16 protein-coding genes are annotated in these 17,943 nt (G+C 66.0%); all 16 read right to left on the reverse strand.

The genetic code is table 11. The features are described 5' to 3' along the window. Window positions 1–119 precede the first annotated feature (119 nt). On the reverse strand, window positions 120–635 hold the full coding sequence (locus tag ACQR1I_RS28775) for a chemotaxis protein CheW (protein ID WP_434868687.1): 516 nt from the start codon (window positions 633–635) through the stop codon (window positions 120–122). Further along, window positions 625–2,694 (reverse strand): chemotaxis protein CheA, encoded by a 2,070-nt coding sequence (locus ACQR1I_RS28780; protein ID WP_434868688.1) that lies wholly within the window; start codon window positions 2,692–2,694, stop codon window positions 625–627. Before ACQR1I_RS28780 ends, ACQR1I_RS28775 begins: the two co-directional genes overlap by 11 nt. Then, complete coding sequence (locus ACQR1I_RS28785) at window positions 2,685–3,050, reverse strand: response regulator (protein ID WP_434868689.1); 366 nt, start codon at window positions 3,048–3,050, stop codon at window positions 2,685–2,687. The genes ACQR1I_RS28780 and ACQR1I_RS28785 overlap by 10 nt, the downstream gene beginning before the upstream one ends. 1 nt (window position 3,051) lies before the next feature. Continuing rightward, complete coding sequence (locus ACQR1I_RS28790; protein WP_434868690.1) at window positions 3,052–3,300, reverse strand: STAS domain-containing protein; 249 nt, start codon at window positions 3,298–3,300, stop codon at window positions 3,052–3,054. 715 nt (window positions 3,301–4,015) lie between these two features. Further along, window positions 4,016–5,206 (reverse strand): multiple monosaccharide ABC transporter permease, encoded by a 1,191-nt coding sequence (mmsB, locus tag ACQR1I_RS28795; protein ID WP_434868691.1) that lies wholly within the window; start codon window positions 5,204–5,206, stop codon window positions 4,016–4,018. Between the two features lie 21 nt (window positions 5,207–5,227). Then, a complete protein-coding gene (gene mmsA, locus ACQR1I_RS28800) occupies window positions 5,228–6,778 on the reverse strand; it encodes a multiple monosaccharide ABC transporter ATP-binding protein (RefSeq protein ID WP_434868692.1) in 1,551 nt (516 codons plus the stop codon). A 116-nt stretch (window positions 6,779–6,894) separates the two neighbouring features. After that, a complete protein-coding gene (gene chvE, locus ACQR1I_RS28805) occupies window positions 6,895–7,965 on the reverse strand; it encodes a multiple monosaccharide ABC transporter substrate-binding protein (RefSeq protein ID WP_434868693.1) in 1,071 nt (356 codons plus the stop codon). A 106-nt stretch (window positions 7,966–8,071) separates the two neighbouring features. Beyond that, window positions 8,072–8,953, reverse strand: a complete 882-nt coding sequence (locus tag ACQR1I_RS28810) for an SMP-30/gluconolactonase/LRE family protein (RefSeq protein ID WP_434868803.1) — start codon at window positions 8,951–8,953, stop codon at window positions 8,072–8,074. Next, complete coding sequence (locus ACQR1I_RS28815) at window positions 8,953–10,032, reverse strand: aldose epimerase family protein (RefSeq protein WP_434868694.1); 1,080 nt, start codon at window positions 10,030–10,032, stop codon at window positions 8,953–8,955. Before ACQR1I_RS28815 ends, ACQR1I_RS28810 begins: the two co-directional genes overlap by 1 nt. Before the next feature lie 4 nt (window positions 10,033–10,036). Further along, on the reverse strand, window positions 10,037–10,963 hold the full coding sequence (locus ACQR1I_RS28820; RefSeq protein WP_434868695.1) for a Gfo/Idh/MocA family protein: 927 nt from the start codon (window positions 10,961–10,963) through the stop codon (window positions 10,037–10,039). 2 nt (window positions 10,964–10,965) lie between these two features. Further along, window positions 10,966–11,895 carry a dihydrodipicolinate synthase family protein gene (locus ACQR1I_RS28825; protein ID WP_434868696.1) on the reverse strand — a complete coding sequence of 310 codons (930 nt, stop codon included), beginning with the start codon at window positions 11,893–11,895 and terminating at the stop codon, window positions 10,966–10,968. A gap of 9 nt (window positions 11,896–11,904) precedes the next feature. Next, window positions 11,905–13,641: an IlvD/Edd family dehydratase gene (locus tag ACQR1I_RS28830; protein ID WP_434868697.1), complete on the reverse strand. Its 1,737-nt coding sequence runs from the start codon at window positions 13,639–13,641 to the stop codon at window positions 11,905–11,907. Beyond that, window positions 13,638–14,381: a FadR/GntR family transcriptional regulator gene (locus ACQR1I_RS28835; RefSeq protein WP_434868698.1), complete on the reverse strand. Its 744-nt coding sequence runs from the start codon at window positions 14,379–14,381 to the stop codon at window positions 13,638–13,640. Before ACQR1I_RS28835 ends, ACQR1I_RS28830 begins: the two co-directional genes overlap by 4 nt. Next, entirely contained in the window at window positions 14,378–15,373 is a 996-nt protein-coding gene (gene yjfF / locus ACQR1I_RS28840; protein WP_434868699.1) for a galactofuranose ABC transporter, permease protein YjfF, read from the reverse strand. Before yjfF ends, ACQR1I_RS28835 begins: the two co-directional genes overlap by 4 nt. Next, a complete protein-coding gene (locus ACQR1I_RS28845) occupies window positions 15,370–16,362 on the reverse strand; it encodes an ABC transporter permease (protein ID WP_434888856.1) in 993 nt (330 codons plus the stop codon). The genes yjfF and ACQR1I_RS28845 overlap by 4 nt, the downstream gene beginning before the upstream one ends. Continuing rightward, window positions 16,359–17,909 carry a sugar ABC transporter ATP-binding protein gene (locus ACQR1I_RS28850; RefSeq protein ID WP_434868701.1) on the reverse strand — a complete coding sequence of 517 codons (1,551 nt, stop codon included), beginning with the start codon at window positions 17,907–17,909 and terminating at the stop codon, window positions 16,359–16,361. Before ACQR1I_RS28850 ends, ACQR1I_RS28845 begins: the two co-directional genes overlap by 4 nt. Window positions 17,910–17,943: the final 34 nt, after the last annotated feature.

Below are 17,943 nucleotides of genomic sequence, written 5' to 3' on the forward strand. Positions count from 1 at the left end.
CCTTGGCCTTGCTCGCCGCGTTGTCTTCGCCCGGTGCGCCGTCGGCCGTAAAGTCCTGCATGATGTTGTCCTCGTATGTGTCGCTCATGACGATCTCGCAAAAATGGCTTGTGATGGGTTCAGGCGGCGACGGCCGCCGTACGCTTGATTGACTCGGTGGGCATTCCGAACAGGCCGGACAGCGACACCAGCGTCACCATGCGGTCCTGGATTGCGACCAGACCTTCCAGGAACTGATCCTCGGTCGGCATGCCCATGTCGGGCACTTCACGGATCTCCTTCGGGTCGACGGAGATGATGTCGGACACGGTGTCGACCAGCAGGCCGACCGTGCGCGTGCCAGCGGCAACGATGATGACGACGTGCATGTTGGTCGGCACGGTCACGCCGGTGCCGAACCTGGCACGGAGATCGAAGATCGGAACGATGATGCCGCGCAGGTTGATGACGCCGCGGACATGCGACGGCGCGTTCGGGATCATCGTCGTCTCGGTCCAGCCCTTGATCTCGCGGACGACCATGATGTCGATGCCGTACTCCTCCTCGCCGAGCGTGAAGGTGATGAACTGCTGCACGTTCTCACTGACCGCCACGTCCTGGCCGAATTGCACGGCCGGCTTGTTGTCAGGCTGCATGGGTCAAGTCCTTTTCGGTTTCGGTTGGCGCGTCCGGCGGTGGCAGCCTCATGGCGGTGCCGCGGACGTCGATCTCGTGCAGACGGGCAACGTCCAGGATCAGCGCGACCCGGCCATTGCCGAGGATCGTCGCGCCGCTGATGCCGTCGACCGGCTCGTAGTTGGCCTCGAGGCTCTTCACCACGACCTGCTGCTGGCCCAGGAGCTCGTCGACGACGATGCCGACGCGGCCGGCGCTCTCGCTCTGGACGATGATCACGATGCCGCGGCAGGGATCGCCGATGGCGTCGTTGATCGAAAACAGCCGATGCAGGTAGACCAGCGGAAGATATTCGCCGCGCAGCGCGAGCACGTGGCCGCGGCCGACCACCGGATGAATGTCGGCGGTCTGCGGCCGCAGGTTTTCGACGATCGCGACCAGCGGAATGATGAACGTCTCGCTGCCGACCGACACCACCATGCCGTCGACGACCGCGAGCGTGAGCGGCAGCGACAGCGTGAACGCCGATCCCTGCCCGAAGCGCGAACGGACCGAAATTCTTCCGCCCAGCGCCTGCACGTTGCGCTTGACGACGTCCATGCCGACGCCGCGTCCGGAGATGTTGGAGACGACTTCAGCCGTCGAGAACGCCGGCAGGAAGATCAGCTCGTTGATCTCGTCGTCGCTGAGATTGGCGCCCGCCGGGACGAGACCACGCGCCTTTGCCTTGGCGAGGATCTTGTCCTTGTTGATGCCGCGGCCGTCATCCGACACTTCGATGACGATCCGGCCGCTGCGCTGCGCGGCGGAGAGGTGGATCGTGCCCTGCCGGACCTTGCCTGCGGCGATGCGATCGACCGGCGACTCGATGCCGTGGTCGAGTGCGTTGCGGATCATGTGGGTGAGCGGATCGTTCAGCTGCTCGATGACCGTCTTGTCGATCTCGGTCATCTCGCCGGAGGTTACGATGCGCACTTCCTTGCCGAGGGTGGCCGCGAGTTCGCGCACGATCCGCGGCATCCGGGCGAAGACCGACTTCACCGGCTGGGCGCGGATCGCCATCACGCTTTCCTGCAGCTCGCGCGCGCTCTGCGCCAGCGCCTCGATGCCCTGGATCAGCTCGGGATATTTGTCGGCCGGCAGTCCGAGACCCTGCTCCGTCAGCATCGCCTGGCTGATCACGAGTTCGCCGACCAGGTTGACCAGCCGGTCGACCTTGTCGACGTCGACGCGGATCGACTGCGCAGCGCCGACGGCGGCGACCGTCGCTGCGACGGCGCCTGTCGTGTCGGTGGCGCCCGTCCCGTCGGTGGCGGCGGCCTCGGCGACCGGCGCCGCGGGCTCCGGCGATTCGATCTCGAGGTCGCAATCGTCCTCGACGAACTCGAAGACGTCCTGGATCGCCGAACGCGGTACGGCGGTATCGAGCGTGAAGGTCCAGTTGAGATAGGCCGCCTCGGGGTCGAGCGATTCGAGCGGCGGCAGGTTGGAGCTGTCCACCTCGGTGCTCAGCGACCCGAGCTTGCCCAGCTGACGGATCAGCAGCAGCGGCTCGTTGGCCTTCTTCAGCATCTCCGTGTGCGGGCGGAACCGGATGCGATGGGTCTGCTCGGTCAGGGCTTTCGCCTCCGAAACCGCCGCCGGCGCGGAGACGTCCACGGACTGCCCCGCCCCTTGCAGCGCATCGCGCATCGCCGCGCTGATATCAGCCGCGAAGTTCGGCGGCAGCTGCTGCTCCAGCCGCGCTGCGTTCACGATATCCGCGAGCGCGTCACTGGCACGCAGGAGCAGTTGCTTGATGTCGTGGGTCGCGGGGATCTTGTGATCGCGCAGCGCGTCGAGCAGGCTCTCGAACGTATGCGAGAACGCCACGAGATCCGTGCAGCCGAAGGCGCCGGCGCCACCCTTCACCGAGTGAACCGACCGGAAGATGGCGTGCAGCGTCTCGTCGTCCTCCTGCCCATTGGCCAAGAGCTCGAGATTGGACTGCAGCGCGTCCATCAGCTCGGCGCATTCCTCGAAGTAGGTCTTGCGGAATTGCGCGACCGGATATGCTTCGCTGTCTGATGTCACGGGCATACCCGGTTGACGGTCGCGATCAGTTGCTCCGGATTGAACGGCTTGACGAGCCAGCCGGTCGCCCCGGCGGCCTTGCCGTCGGCCTTCTTGGTCCCGTCGCTTTCAGTCGTCAGGATGAGAATCGGCACGGCGCGGTGCTGGCTGCCGGAACGCACGTTCTTGATCAGCGAAATGCCGTCCATGTTCGGCATGTTCAGATCGGTGATGATCAGATCGAACTTGCTGCCGGTCAGCACGTTGAGCGCCGCCTTGCCGTCCTCGGCCTCGGCCACGTCGAAGCCGGCCTTCTTCAAGGTGAAGCTCACCATGTCCCGCATGGTCTTCGAGTCGTCGACTGCCAGAATTCGCTTAGCCATGTCACTCCATCCAATTTTCAAACTCGTTACGAAGGCCCAGGTCTGCGATCGCTGTCTTGAACAGCTCCGATGCCTGCGTGATCTTGAACGACCTGTTCGCGGCCCGCGCGCCGCGGCCGGCGGCAAGCAGGATCTGCACGCATGGTGTCGACATCCGCTCCACGCCACTCGCATCGAGCGCGACGTCACCGGCGTTCACGAGCCGGATCATCTCGTCACGCAGCTGCACGGCTTGTGTCAGATCGAGCATCTGCGGAAGCGCATGAGCGGCGGCCTGCGAGTCGTCTGCAGCGCCAGGGGTCGAGGTCGACATCGCGTCCATCATCTTTGAAAAATCCGTCGACTGCTCCGGTTGCGGACCGACGACGCCGGCGAGCAACTCTGACCTTTGATTCACACCGGCGAGACCTTTGCGGGCGCCGTAACTCACTCAAATTGTGTAGAAAGCCATTGTTGGACTGTTAAAGATTAGAACCGTAATATTACGGCTACTCTACCTTTGCGTGCTCACGCTGCACCGCGTTTCGCCTTCAACTGCAAGGCAGTTTCAACTACGCCGATCGAGACGCGCCTCGTTGCCAAGTCAGCCGCCGACGCATGCAGCCGAAATCGCAGTCTTTGGCGATCGCCGCCGCGGATTCCGTCGTTGAGGGCTGATGGAAGGAATGAAGGACTGATGAAACATGGCTGATCAGCTCGGCTGGTTCGCCAAGGCTGATAGCAAGACCATCGTTAAGGGAATTGCCGTCCGGTACTCGACTGGGGGCCCGGAAGACTACGGTACCGCGCACCGGCGAACAGGCTGACGTGAAGGCGACGCTCCCGTCCACGCCTTAGCGATCGGAGAGGAAGCAGCCATGGCCGGCGGCGATCGCCGCTGGTGCGAGCAGTGGCGTGCTGGCCCAGAAACGCAACTGCCGGCGCGAAGGCGCCGGCAGCGAGGTCGAGATCGTTGTTGGAAACGGTTAGCGGCGCTGGTTGTAGACGTCGATGCAGACCGCGCCGAGCAGCACCAGGCCCTTGATGACCTGCTGGTAGTCGATGCCGATGCCGAGGATGGACATGCCGTTGTTCATCACGCCCATGATCATGGCGCCGATCACGGCACCGCCGACCCTGCCGACGCCGCCATAGGCCGACGCACCGCCGATGAAGCAGGCCGCGATGACGTCGAGCTCGAAGCCGAGGCCCGCCTTGGGCGTCGCCGTGTTGAGGCGGGCGGCGAAGATCAGGCCGGCCAGGGCCGCCAGCACGCCCATGTTCACGAAGGTCAGGAACACCAGCCGCTCGGTCTTGATGCCCGACAGCTTGGCCGCCTTGGCGTTGCCGCCGACCGCGTAGATCTGCCGGCCGACCACGGTGCGGCGCGTCATGAAGCCGTACAGCGCGATCAACGCGACCATGATGACGAGCACGTTGGGCAGGCCGCGGTGCGAGGCGATCAGATAGGTGAAGTACATCAGAACGCCGGCCAGCACGACGTTCTTGGCGGCGAAGACGCCGAACGGCTCGACCTCGATGCCGTGCTCGACCTCGCGGGCGCGGCCCTTGACGCTGGCATAAACCAGGATGAGCGTCAGCACCGCACCGATGGCAATGGACGTCGGATTGAGATTGCCAGCGCCCGAGATCAGCTCCGGAATGAAGCCGGACGAGAGCTTCTGGAATGTGCCGGGGAACGGACCGAGCGACTGGCCCTGCAGCAGCGCCAGCGCCAGGCCCTTGAACACGAGCATGCCGGCAAGGGTGACGATGAAGGATGGAATGCCGAAATACGCCACCCAATAGCCTTGCGCCGCGCCGATCACGGCGCCGACGATCAGGCAGGCGATGATGGCGATAGGAAAGTCGATGTGGTAGCGCACCATCAGCACGGCCGCGACCGCGCCGACGAAGCCGGCGACCGATCCGACCGACAGGTCGATGTGCCCGGTCACGATGACCAAGAGCATGCCGAGCGCCATGATGACGATGTAGCTGTTCTGCAGCACCAGGTTGGTGAGATTGAGCGGCTGCAGCAGCGTGCCGTCGGTCATGACCTGGAAGAACAGCATGATGACGAACAACGACATCAGCATGCCGTAGCTGCGCAGATTGTTCTTCAGGAAGCCGCTGTGGGGCTTCTCCTCCGGGAGCGAAACCGTCTTGTCGGTCATTGGTGGTGTCCTCCCGACCGCTTACGCGGCCGTCTCCTGGTTCTTGATGGCTTCGTTGCGCATGATAGCGCGCATGATCTTTTCCTGCGTCGCCTCCGGGCCGGCAAACTCGCCGACGAAGGCGCCGTCATTCATCACGCAGATCCGGTCGCAGATTCCGAGCAGCTCGGGCATTTCCGACGAGATTACGACCACACCTCGGCCGGCGTCCGCAAGCTCCTGGATGATACAGTAGATCTCGTATTTGGCGCCAACGTCGATGCCGCGGGTCGGCTCGTCCAGGATCAACACCTTGGGATCGGTCATCAGCCATTTCGACAGCACGACCTTCTGCTGGTTGCCGCCGGAGAGTTGGCCGGCCTCCTGATAGACGTCCGAGCAGCGGATGCGCATGCGGCCGCGGTAGCCGGAGGCCGCCTTGAGCTCGGCGATGTCGTCGATCACGCCCTTCGGCGCGACCTGGCCGAGGCTCGCCAGCGTGATGTTCTTGCGGACGTCGTCGGCCAGGATCAGGCCGAGCTGCTTGCGGTCCTCGGTGACATAGGCGAGGCCGGCATCGATCGCCGCGGGCACGCTGTTGAGATTGACATCGTGGCCCTCGAGCCGGGCGCGACCCGAGATGTTGAAGCCCCAGGAGCGGCCGAACAGGCTCATCGCGAACTCGGTGCGGCCGGCGCCCATCAGCCCGGCGATGCCGACGATCTCGCCGCGACGGACCTGGAAGTCGACATTCTTGATGACGCGGCGGTCCGTATGCTGCGGGTGGAACACGGACCAGTTCTCGACCGTGAACACCGGCTCGCCGATCTTCGGCTGGCGCTCGGGAAAGCGGTGCGCCATGTCGCGGTTGACCATGCTCTTGATGATGCGGTCCTCCAGGACCGGCTCGGCACGGCAGTCGATGCCGTCGACGCTGCGGCCGTCGCGCAGCACCGTGATGCGGTCGGCGACGCGCGAGACCTCGTTGAGCTTGTGGGTGATCAGGATCGAGGAGATGCCCTGCTCGCGAAACTTCACGAGGCGGTCGAGCAGCGCCGCGCTGTCGGCCTCGTTGAGGCTGGCGGTCGGCTCGTCCAGGATCAGGAGCTTGACGCGCTTGGACAGCGCCTTGGCGATCTCGACCAGCTGCTGCTTGCCGACGCCCAGATCGGTGATCAACGTATCCGGCGATTCCTTCAGACCCACCTGGGCGAGCAATTGCTGGGTGCGGCGGTAGACCTCGTCGCGGTCGATGACGCCGAAGCGCTGCGGCGCATGCGACAGGAAGATGTTTTCCGCGATCGTCATCAGCGGAATCAGCGCCAGCTCCTGGTGGATGATGATGATGCCGAGCGCCTCGGAATCGTTGATGTCGCGGAACTTTCGCTCCTCGCCCTCGAAGATGATCTGGCCCTCGTAGCGGCCATGCGGATAGACGCCGCTGAGCACCTTCATCAGCGTCGACTTGCCGGCGCCGTTCTCGCCGACCAGGGCGTGGATCTCGCCGGGCTCGACGGTGAAGCTGACGTCACGCAGAGCCTGCACGTTGCCGAAGCTCTTGCTGACGTTGCGCATTTCCAGGATTGCGGTCATCGTCTTCTATCTCTGTTCGGGTCTCCACTGCGTTCCGCGCGCGCGCCTCGCGGGCTTCAGTGGTAGAGCCCCCTCCCCGAGATCGGGGAGAGGGTCGTTGAAGTCCAAGGCCAGGATTACTGGAACTGGGCCTTCTTGTAGTAGCCGCTGTCGATCAGAACCTTCTCCCAGTTGCTCTTGTCGACGACGACCGGCTTGAGCAGGTAGGACGGAACGATCTTGACGCCGTTGTTGTAGGTCTTGGTGTCGTTGACCTGGACTTCCTTGCCGCTCAGCGCAGCGTCGACCATGTCGGCGGTGACCTTGGCGAGGTCACGGGTGTCCTTGAAGATGGTCGAGTACTGGTCGCCGCGCAGCATCGCCTTGACCGACGGCACTTCGGCGTCCTGGCCCGAGATCACCGGCATCGGCTGATCGGCGCTGCCGTAGCCCACGCCCTTCAGCGAGGAGATGATGCCGATCGACAGGCCGTCATACGGCGACAGCACCGCGTCGACGCGCTTCTTGCCGTAGAAGGCGCTGAGCAGGTTGTCCATGCGGGCCTGGGCGGTGGCGCCGTCCCAGCGCAGGGTCGCAACCTTGTCCATGCCCATCTGGCCGGATCCGACCACGAGCTTGCCGGAGTCGATGAACGGCTTCAGCACCGACATCGCGCCATTGTAGAAGAAGTAGGCGTTGTTGTCGTCCGGCGAGCCGCCGAACAGCTCGATGTTGAACGGACCCTTGCCGTCCTTCAGTCCGAGCTTGTCCACGATCGACTGCGCCTGCAGCACGCCGACCTGGAAGTTGTCGAAGGTGGCGTAGTAATCGAGGTTCGGGGTGTCGCGGATCAGGCGGTCATAGGCGATCACGATGATGCCCTTGGCCTTGGCCTGCTTGAGCACGTCCGACAGCGTGGTGCCGTCGATCGCGGCGATCACCAGCACCTTGGAGCCCTTGGTGACCATGTTCTCGATCTGCGAGAGCTGGTTCGGGATGTCATCCTCGGCATACTGCAGGTCGGTGCCGTAGCCGCGCTCCTTCAACACCTTGACGATGTTGTTGCCGTCGTCGATCCAGCGCGCCGAGGACTTGGTCGGCATCGCGATGCCCACGGTCCCCTTGCTCTGGGCCATTGCGGCGCTCGACAGCGCCAGGGCGCCGAGGCCGGCCAGGGCGGCGGCCATGATGGTCTTCATTCTCGACATATTTCACTCCCTTTGGACTTCAAATTTGGACAATGAATACGCGATTGCGTATTTTGGTACCAGTTAACTGTTAGGCTGAACGACGCCTGACCGATTGTTCCTCCTCTCAGATGCATAGTTTGACGTCGGGCTCGGCACGGCCGTGGACTCCGACATCGAGCAGAAAAGTCTGACCGTGACCAGGGTCGGCCGCCTTGGCCGCCGCGTCCATATCCTGCCAGGCAGAAGTGACGAGCAGGCTTGACAAGTCCTTTCCGACGAAGGCCGGACAGCTGGCCTGGCTGGCCGGCACCGCGATGCTCCGCATGTGCTCGCCCTGCGGGCTGTAGACGTCGACACAACCACCGCCCCAGCAGGCATGCCAGATGCGCCCCTCGGCGTCGACGACCGCGCCGTCAATGCCGCCGGGCGCGCGCCGACGCACCAGAACCTCAGGCGTGCCGCGCGGCAGGCCCGTCTCCGGGTCGAGCGCCACGCGATAGAGCACGTTCTCATCGGTATCGGCGAAATAGCCGATCGAACCATCCGGCGAGAAGCAGATCGCGTTGGGAATGGTCACGTTCGGGAACAGCCGGACGATCTCGCCGCGACGCAGCGCGTAGATCGCGCCCAGCCCGCGTTCGGCCTTGCGGCCCATGGTTCCGATCCAGAACGTGCCGGAGGGATGGACGCGCGAATCGTTCGACCGCGTCGCCGGGTTGTCGGCCTCGAGCGGCAGATACGGCGCCAGCGCGCCGTCGGCGATGGTGCGGATGTAGAGCCCGTCCTCGGCCACGACCAACTGCCGGGAGGCATCGATTCGGCCGAGCGCGCTGGCCATCTTCCCCAGCACGTGGCGACGAATTTCACCGCTGCCGAGATTGGCTTCGAACAGCAATCCCTCGCGGATGTCGAACCACCACGCGGTGTCAGTGGCCGGGTCATAGGTCGGCCCCTCGCCGAGATGACAGTGGTCGGCGCACAGCACGGAGGTCGGCACATGCTCCATCACGCGGACGCCCCCGCGATCGAGAAGCGATAGACGGTCTCGTGCTTGTAGACGCCGTCCGGCGTCAGCCGAGCGCTCGGGAAATCCGGCCGGTTCGGGCTGTCCGGCCAGACCTGCGGCTCGAGGCAGATGGCGTCGGACTGGCGATAGACCCGCCCCTTGCCGCTGACGGTCGCGTCGATGAAGTTGCCGGAATAGATCTGCAGGCCGGGCTGGTCCGTCAGCAGCTCCATGACCCGCCCCGAGCGCGGCGATTCCAGCCGCGCCGCGAAGCGAACGCCGCTGCCCTCGCGCAGGCAGAAATTGTGGTCATAGCCGCGGCCACATTTGATCTGCGCATCGTCGGCGCGGATGCGCGCGCCGACCGGATGCGCGTCGCGAAAATCGAACGGCGTGCCGGCGACGGAATGCGGCGGCCCAGCCAGCGGAATCGCGGTCTCGTCGATCGCGAGATAGTGGTCCGCCGAGAGCGTCAGATGATGATCGAGAGTATCAGTGCCGGCGGCCAGGCCGTCGAGATTGAAGAAGCTGTGATTGGTCAGGTTGACCACCGTGGTGCGGGTCGTCCGGGCACTGAACGTGATGGACAACTCCATCGGCCCGATCAGCTGATAGGTGACGCGAACGTCCAACCGTCCCGGATAGTTCGCCTCCCCGTCGGGGCTGACATAGAGCATCGTGACTGACGGCTGCGCACCGTCTTCGGTCGCGACGATCTGCCAGAGCTTGCGGTCGAAGCCGTCGGGCCCGCCATGAAGCGCGTGCGCGCCGTTATTGGCGTCCAGACGCACCTCCTGGCCGTCGAGCTCAAAGCGCGCCTTGGCAATGCGATTGGCGTAGCGCCCGACGGTCGCGCCGAAGAATCTCCGGAGCTTGAGGTAGCTCAAGAGGTCGTCATGGCCGAGCACGACGTCGTCAACGCGGCCTTGCGCATCCGGCACCAGCAGCGCCTGCAGCGCCGCGCCGTAGGTGATGATCCGCGCCTCGAAGCCGCCGTCGCCGCGCAAGGTCACGCGCTCGACCTCGCGGCCGTCCGGCAGAGTCCCGAACACATCCTTGGTGATCCGCGCCTCGGTCATGGCTCTAGTCCTCGAACGGCTCGACGATGTTGCGGCGGCCAAGCAGGAAGGAATCGGCGACGAGCCGCAGCGGCGCGAGGTCGACGTCACTGGCTCCGGTCTTCGTCAGCTCGACGAAGCGGCGGTAGAGGCCGGGATATTCCCGCTCCTTCTCATCCACCATCACCTGATCGTCCGCAGTCATCCGCGCACCGCCCAGCGAGAGCTTGAGCTGTCCCTCGTCGGTCTCGACCCTGATATCCCAGCTCTGCGGCCCGGTCTGGCGGAAATCGAACTCGGCCGCGATCGGCAGATCGCTGGCCGTCGAGAGCGACAGGCTGGCCGCGATCGGCGCCTGGCAATTGGACGGGAACGACAGTTCCGCTTCGGTCAAGAACACCGGCTCGGGCAGGATACGGGTCAGGATCGATAGCGCGTTGATGCCGGGATCGAACACCCCGAGCCCGCCGGGCTGCCAGATCCAGGCCTGTCCCGGATGCCAGACGCGGACGTCCTCCTTCCAGTCGATCCGCACGCTGCGGATCTGGCGCTGTGACAACCACTCCCGCGCCGGCTCGACCGCCGGCGCGTAGCGCGAATGCCAGGTCGCAAACAGCGTGCGCTGCTTGGCGGCGGCAAGCGCAATCAGCGGATCGAGCTCGCTGACGGCGGCCCCCGGCGGCTTCTCCAGCATGATATGCTTGCCGGCCTCGAGCGCGACCAGCGCCTGGGCGCGGCGCACCTGCGGCGGCGTGCACAGCGCCACCGCGTCGATCTCCGGACCGTCGCGCAACAGCTCCTCGATGGTGCCGAAATGCGGCAGCCCCGGCAGCGACGCGTTGCGGCTCGCAACGGCGGTCAAGGTCACGCCCTCGGTGGCAGCGATCGCCGGCACGTGCTGGTCGCGCGCGATCTTGCCGAAACCGACGATGGCGACACGAAGCTCGCTCATCTCTAGCGTCCCCAGCGCAGCACGACCGGGTCGAGCCGGCGCGCGATCTCGAGCAGGCCCTTTTGCGTCGCCGGATGGATCGGCGGCTGCGGGCTGCGCAGCGTGTCGTGCTTGATCACGCCGCCCGCCTTCATCAGGATCTTGCAGGTGGCAAGGCCGCACTGCCGGTTCTCGTAGTTGATCAGCGGCAACCAGCGCTCATAGGCCGCGGCGGCGGCATCGCGATCGCCCGCGAAATAGGGATCGATGATCTTTCGGATACCGTCGGGATAGCCGCCGCCGGTCATCGCACCGGTCGCGCCGGCCTCGAGATCGGCCATCAAGGTGATCGCCTCCTCGCCGTCCCACGGACCTTCGATGGCCTCACCGCCCGCCTCGATCAGTGCGCGCAGCTTGTCGGCGGCGCGCGGCACCTCGATCTTGAAATAAGCGAGGTTCTCGATCTCCTTGGCCATGCGCGTCAGCAGCGGCACCGACAGCGGCGTGCCGGCGACCGGTGCGTCCTGCACCATGATCGGAATCGAGATCGCATCCGACACGCCGCGATAGAACTCATAGATCGAGCTATCGGGCACGCGGAAAGTGGCGCCGTGATATGGCGGCATCACCATCACCATCGCCGCACCCTTGTCCTGCGCCCGACGCGAGCGCTCGGCACAGACGAAAGTCGAGAAATGCGTGGTCGTGACGATGATCGGCACGCGGCCGGCGACGTGCTCCAGCACCGTGGTCATGACGAGATCGCGCTCGTCGTCGGTCAGCACGAACTGCTCGGAGAAATTGGCGAGGATGCAGATGCCGTGCGAGCCGGCATCGATCATGAAGTCGATCGCGCGCTTCTGGCCCTCGAGGTCGAGGCGGCCATCGGCGTCGAACACGGTCGGCGCCACCGGGAAGACGCCCTTGTAGAGCTTTTTGGCGGAAGCGGTCATGGGCACCTCTTAGTGATTGTCGCGCGGCACGGGCGAGCCGGTGCGGCCGACCAGGAAGTCGAAATCCACGCCGCGATCGGCCTGCAGTACGTGATCGATGTAGAGCTTTTGATAGCCGCGGTCGGCATGCGGCTTCGGCGGCGTCCACGCCGTGCGGCGCACAGCCAGCTCCTCGTCGCTGACATGCAGATGCAGCCGGCGGGCGGCGACGTCGAGCGTGATCATGTCGCCGTTCTTGACCAGCGCCAGCGGTCCACCGATGGTCGCCTCCGGCGCGACGTGCAGCACCACGGTGCCGTAGGCCGTCCCGGACATGCGCGCATCCGAGATGCGGATCATGTCGCGTACGCCCTGGCGCAGCACTTTCGCCGGCAGCGGCATGTTGCCGACCTCGGCCATGCCCGGATAGCCCCTCGGGCCACAGTTCTTCAGCACCATGATGCAGGACGCATCGATGTCGAGATTGTCGTCGTCGACGGCGTCGTGCATCTCCTCGACGCTCTCGAACACGACCGCGCGTCCGGTGTGGTTCATCAGCTCCGGCGAGGCCGCCGACGGCTTGATGACCGCGCCATTCGGCGCGAGGTTGCCGGTGAGGATGGCGATGCCGGCTTCCGTCTTGAACGGCGTCTCGAACGGCGTGATCACCTCGGCATTGTAGTTCGGCGCCTCGGCGACGTTGTCCCACAGCGTCTTGCCGTTGACGGCCCGCGCATCCTTGTGCAGCAGGCCGCGCTCGCCGAGCGCGCGCAGCACCGCAGGAAGACCGCCGGCGTAGTAGAAGTCTTCCATCAGGAAGCGGCCCGACGGCATCAGGTCGACAAGGCAATGCACGTCGCGGCACAGTCGATCGAAATCATCGAGCGAAAGCTCCACGCCGACGCGGCCGGCGATGGCGAGCAGATGCACCACCGCGTTGGTCGAGCCGCCGATCGCCGCCAGCGTGCGGATTGCGTTCTCGAATGCCTGCCGGGTCAGAATGTCCGACGGCTTGAGGTCTTCGCCCACCATCTCGACGATGCGCCGGCCCGCCATGCGCGCCAGCAAATTGCGGCGCGCGTCGGCGGCGGGGATCGCCGCGTTTTCCGGCAGGCCGATGCCGAGCGCCTCGACCATCGAGGCCATCGTCGACGCCGTGCCCATAGTCATGCAGCTGCCGGCCGAGCGGTTCATGCCAGCCTCGGCCTCATGGAATTCCTTCAAGGTGATTTCGCCGGCGCGCAACTGCTCGCTCATCGAGATGATGTTGGTGCCGGAGCCGATGATCTGGCCGCGATAGACGCCGCGCAGCTGCGGGCCGCCGGAGACGCCGATCGCAGGCAGGTCGGCGGACGCAGCGCCCATCAACAGCGCCGGCGTGGTCTTGTCGCAGCCCATCAGCAGCACGACGCCGTCGAGCGGATGCGCGCGGATCGCCTCCTCGACGTCCATCGAGGCGAGGTTGCGGAACAGCATCGCTGTCGGGCGCATCGTCACCTCGCCGAGCGAGGAGACCGGAAACTCCAGCGGATAGCCGCCGGCGTCGAGCACGCCCTGGCGGACATGCTCGGCGATGACGCGGAAATGCGCGTTGCAGGGCGTCAGCTCCGACCAGGTGTTGCAGATGCCGATGACCGGGCGGCCCTCGAAGCGGTCCTGCGGCGTGCCGCTGTTCTTCAGGAATGAGCGATAATAAAAGCCCATCTTGTCCTGGCGGCCGAACCACGCCTGGCTGCGCAGCTGCTTGTCTGACTTGTCGTTGCTCATTCCTGGTCCGTTCGTGCAGCCGACTGCGCATGACGCCGCCGGCCGTTGTAGATGACTTCGATCATGGCTTCCGAGGCGCCCTCGGGATTGCCATCGGCAATGGCGTCGATGATGCGCTGGTGCCAGACCAGCACGGTGTCGCGATCGGCTATCTCGACCGGCGCGCTCAACACGAAAGAGGTGCGCAGCGCCGCCTCGATGACGGCACCGATCGACCGCATGAAGGGATTGCCCGAGGCGTTGGCGACCGCGACGTGCAGCGCAAGGTCGGCTTCGGCGAAGGCGACCGAAGTCGACGGCTCGCGCTCCATCTGGGCCATCGCCTTGCGCATCGCGGCGACGTCGTCCTCACTGCGGCGCTCCGCGGCGAGCGCGGCGGCCCGCGGCTCGATCGCCAGCCGGATCTCGGCGAGGTCGGCGAGGAAGCGCTTGTCGATACCGGCATCGAGATGCCAGGCGAGCACGTCCGGGTCGAACATGTTCCAGGCCGAGCGCTCGCGCACCACGGTGCCGACGCGCGCCTTGGTCGAGAGCAGGCCCTTGGCCACCAGCGTCTTGACGCTCTCGCGCAGCACGGGTCGCGACACGCCGAACGTGGCCGTCAGCTCCGCATCGCCGGGCAACCGCACGCCCTCGCCCAGTTTGCCTGAGATGATGTCGATGCCGATGCTGCGGGCGACCTCGGCGTGGTTGGAATGTGCGCGCCGGGTCGGAATCGAGACGATGTGCGGCGTCGTCATGTCGCCGCCCCCGCAGGCCTGGCCCTTGCCGGCTTCGCCGACGAGCGGCGCGCCAGTGCCATCAGACCTTGCTGCAGCGCAATGAAAACGAACAACAGAACCCCCGTGGCGATCTTGGTCCACCAGCTCGACAGCGTGCCGTCGAAGTTGATGTAGGTCTGGATCATGCCCTGGATGAGGACGCCAAGAAAGGTACCGATGACCGAGCCCTGCCCGCCCGTCAACAATGTTCCGCCGATCACGACCGCCGCGATGGTATCGAGCTCGACGCCGACCGCCGACAGCGAATAGCCGGCCGCGGTATAGAAGGAGAAGGCGATGCCGGCGAGGCCCGCGAGCACGCTCGACAGCATATAGATGCGGATGGTCATCGGCCCGACCGGAATGCCCATCAGCGCAGTCGCAGCACGGCTGCCGCCGAGCGCGTAGACGTTGGCGCCGAACCGCGTCAGGTGCAGCAGCAGCGCGCAGAGCACCAGGATGACCAGCATGGCGATCGCGATTGCGGTGAGCCGGCCGCCGCCGGGCAACCGGATCGCGAAGTCGGACACCTCGGTGTAGATCGACGCCGTGATCGGGATCGACTCGGTCGACAGCAGGAAGCTGATGCCGCGCGCCAGGAACATGCCGGCCAGGGTCACGATGAAGGGCGGCAGCTCGAACACGTGGATGACGGCGCCCATCGCGGCGCCGAACAGCGCGCAGAGCACCAGCACCAGCGCGAAAGCCGCAAACGGCGGAATGCCCCAGCGCTCGACCGCGAGCGCCACGAACACCGTGGTGAAGCCGATCACCGAACCGACCGAGAGGTCGATGCCGCCGGAGATGATGACGAAGGTCATGCCGGCCGCGACGATTCCGAGGAAAGCATTGTCGGTGAGCAGATTGGCGACGACGCGGGTCGAGGCGATGTTGGGGAACTGCAGCGCGCACAGCGCGAAGCCCGCCACCAGCACGAAGGCGGTGATTGCAACCGACGTCGATGACTTCATGGCTTGGTCCTCCGCCAGCGCGCGGTGAAGCGGGAGAGATCGCCGAGCCGCGGCGACTGCGCCAGCAGCACGGCGAGCACGACGACGGCCTTGACCAGCAGATTGAGCTCCGGCGGGTAGCCGGACAGCAGGATGCCGGTGTTCATCGCCTGGATGATCAGCGCGCCGGCCACCGCCAGCACCAGGCTGAAGCGGCCGCCGAACAGCGAGGTGCCGCCGATTACGACGGCGAGGATCGCGTCGAGCTCGAGCCACAGGCCGGCATTGTTGGCGTCCGCGCCCATGATGTCGGCCGCCGCGATGACGCCGGCCAGCGAGGCGCAGAGCCCGCACCAGACATAGACCGACAGGATCATGGCGCGGGTGCCGACGCCGGACAGCTCGCTGGCGCGGGCGTTGCCGCCGGTCGCCTCGATCAGGAGCCCGAGCGCGGTGCCGCGCACCACCGCCGCCGTCACCAGCAGCATGCCCAAGGCGATCACGACCGGGGTCGGCAGGCCGAGCACGGCGCCGTTGCCCATCCACACCAGGTCGGGCGAGGTGAAGGTGACGATGCGGCCCTCGGTGATCAGCTGCGCGATGCCGCGGCCCGCGACCATCAGGATGAGCGTCGCGACGATCGGCTGGATCCTCAGCACGGCGACGAGGATGCCGTTCCAGAGCCCGCAGGCCAGGCCCACGGCGAGCGCCGACGCGATGACGACCGGCAGCGAATGCGTATCGGCGAGGCTCGCGGCGGTCGCGCCGGCGATCGCCATGACCGCGCCGACCGAAAGATCGATGCCGCCGGTCGCGATCACCAGCACCATGCCGAGCGACAGCAGCGCCACCGGGGTGCCGCGGTTGAGCACGTCGATGACGCTGCCGAACAGGCGGCCATCCTGCAGATGCAGATTGAAGAACTGCGGCGACACCGCGCGATCGATCATCAGGATCACGAGCAGTGCGAGCGCTTGCGCGAGGCCGCGGCGCGGAATCCGGAGCGTCATGATGCGGCCTCTTGCGCGGGGGCTGCATCCGCGGCGATCGCGGCGAGAATGCTGGAAACCTCGACCGCCTCGCCCTTCAGCTCCTCGACATGGGCGCGGTCGCGCAGCACGACGACGCGGTTGGAATAGGTCACGATCTCGTCGAGCTCCGAGGAGATGACGAGCAGCGCCAGGCCCTGCTCGCACAATTCACGCACCAGGCGGATGATCTCGGCATGCGCCCCGACGTCGATGCCGCGCGTCGGCTCGTCCAGCACCAGCAGCTTCGGCGACGTGGCAAGCCAGCGCGCCAGCAGCGCCTTCTGCTGATTGCCGCCGGACAGCAGTCCGATCGGACGCTCCGGGTCCGGCGGCCGGATGTCGAGCATGCGGATGTAGCGCAGCGCGATCTCGTCCTGCTCGCGCCGCGACAGCGGACGATGCAGGCCGCGCCGCGCCTGCAGCGCCAGCACGATGTTCTCGCGCACGGTGAGGTCGGCGACGATGCCCTCGGTCTTGCGCTCCTCCGGGCAATAGCCGAAGCCGAGCGCGGCGGCGTCACGCGGCGAGTTCAGCCTGATGGCCTTGCCGTCGACCGTGGCCTCGCCGCTGTCGGCGCGCTCGGCGCCGAACACCAGCCGCGCGGTCTCGGTGCGGCCGGAGCCGAGCAGGCCGGCCAGCCCGACCACCTCGCCGCGGCGCAGCTCGAGATCGAACGGCGCGAGATAGCTCTGCTTGCCGTAGCCCTTGAAGCTGACGCAGACCTCGCGCGCCGTGTCGGGCTGGCTCGCCGCGCGCTCGTGGGTGGTTTCGGCCAGCTCGCGCCCGAGCATCATGCGGATCAGGTCGAGCCGCGGCAGGTCGGCGATGTCGCGCGTGCCGATCAGCCGGCCGTTGCGCAGCACCGTGACGCGATCGCAGATCTCATAGACCTGATCGAGGAAATGGCTGACGAAGATGATGCCGATGCCGCGCTCCGCGAGCTTTCGCATCACCTTGAAGAGGACCTCGACCTCGTGGCGATCGAGGCTCGCGGTCGGCTCGTCCAGTATGAGGACGCGCGCGGAGAGATCGACCGCGCGCGCGATCGCCGTGATGTGCTGGACCGCGACCGAGTAGCTCGACAGGGGCGCACCGACGTCGATGTCGAGGCCGTAGTCCAGCAGCAGCGCCCGCGCGCGCCGCCGCATCTCGGCCTCGCGCACGACACCGAAGCGGGTCGGCTGCCGGCCGAGATAGAGGTTCTGCGCCACCGACAGGTTCGGCAGCAGGTTCACTTCCTGATAGACCGTCGCAATGCCGGCATCGACGGCGTCCTTGGCCGAGCGCGCCTCGATCTCGTGATCCGCCAGCCGCACGCTGCCCGCGTCCCGCGCGAACACGCCGGTGACGACCTTGATCAAGGTCGACTTGCCGGCGCCGTTCTCGCCGAGCAGCGCATGGATCTCGCCCTGCCCCAGCTTGAAGTCGACGTCATCGAGCGCCTTCAGCGCGCCGAAGCTCTTGCTGAGGCCGCTGATCTCCAGAAGGAAGGGACGTGCCGCCGGAGGGGCTGAAGGATCAAACATGGCGAACTACTATGCTACTGGCAAGGTCATGGGA

Source organism: Bradyrhizobium sp. HKCCYLS2038 (genome assembly GCF_051167655.1).
GTDB lineage: Bacteria > Pseudomonadota > Alphaproteobacteria > Rhizobiales > Xanthobacteraceae > Bradyrhizobium.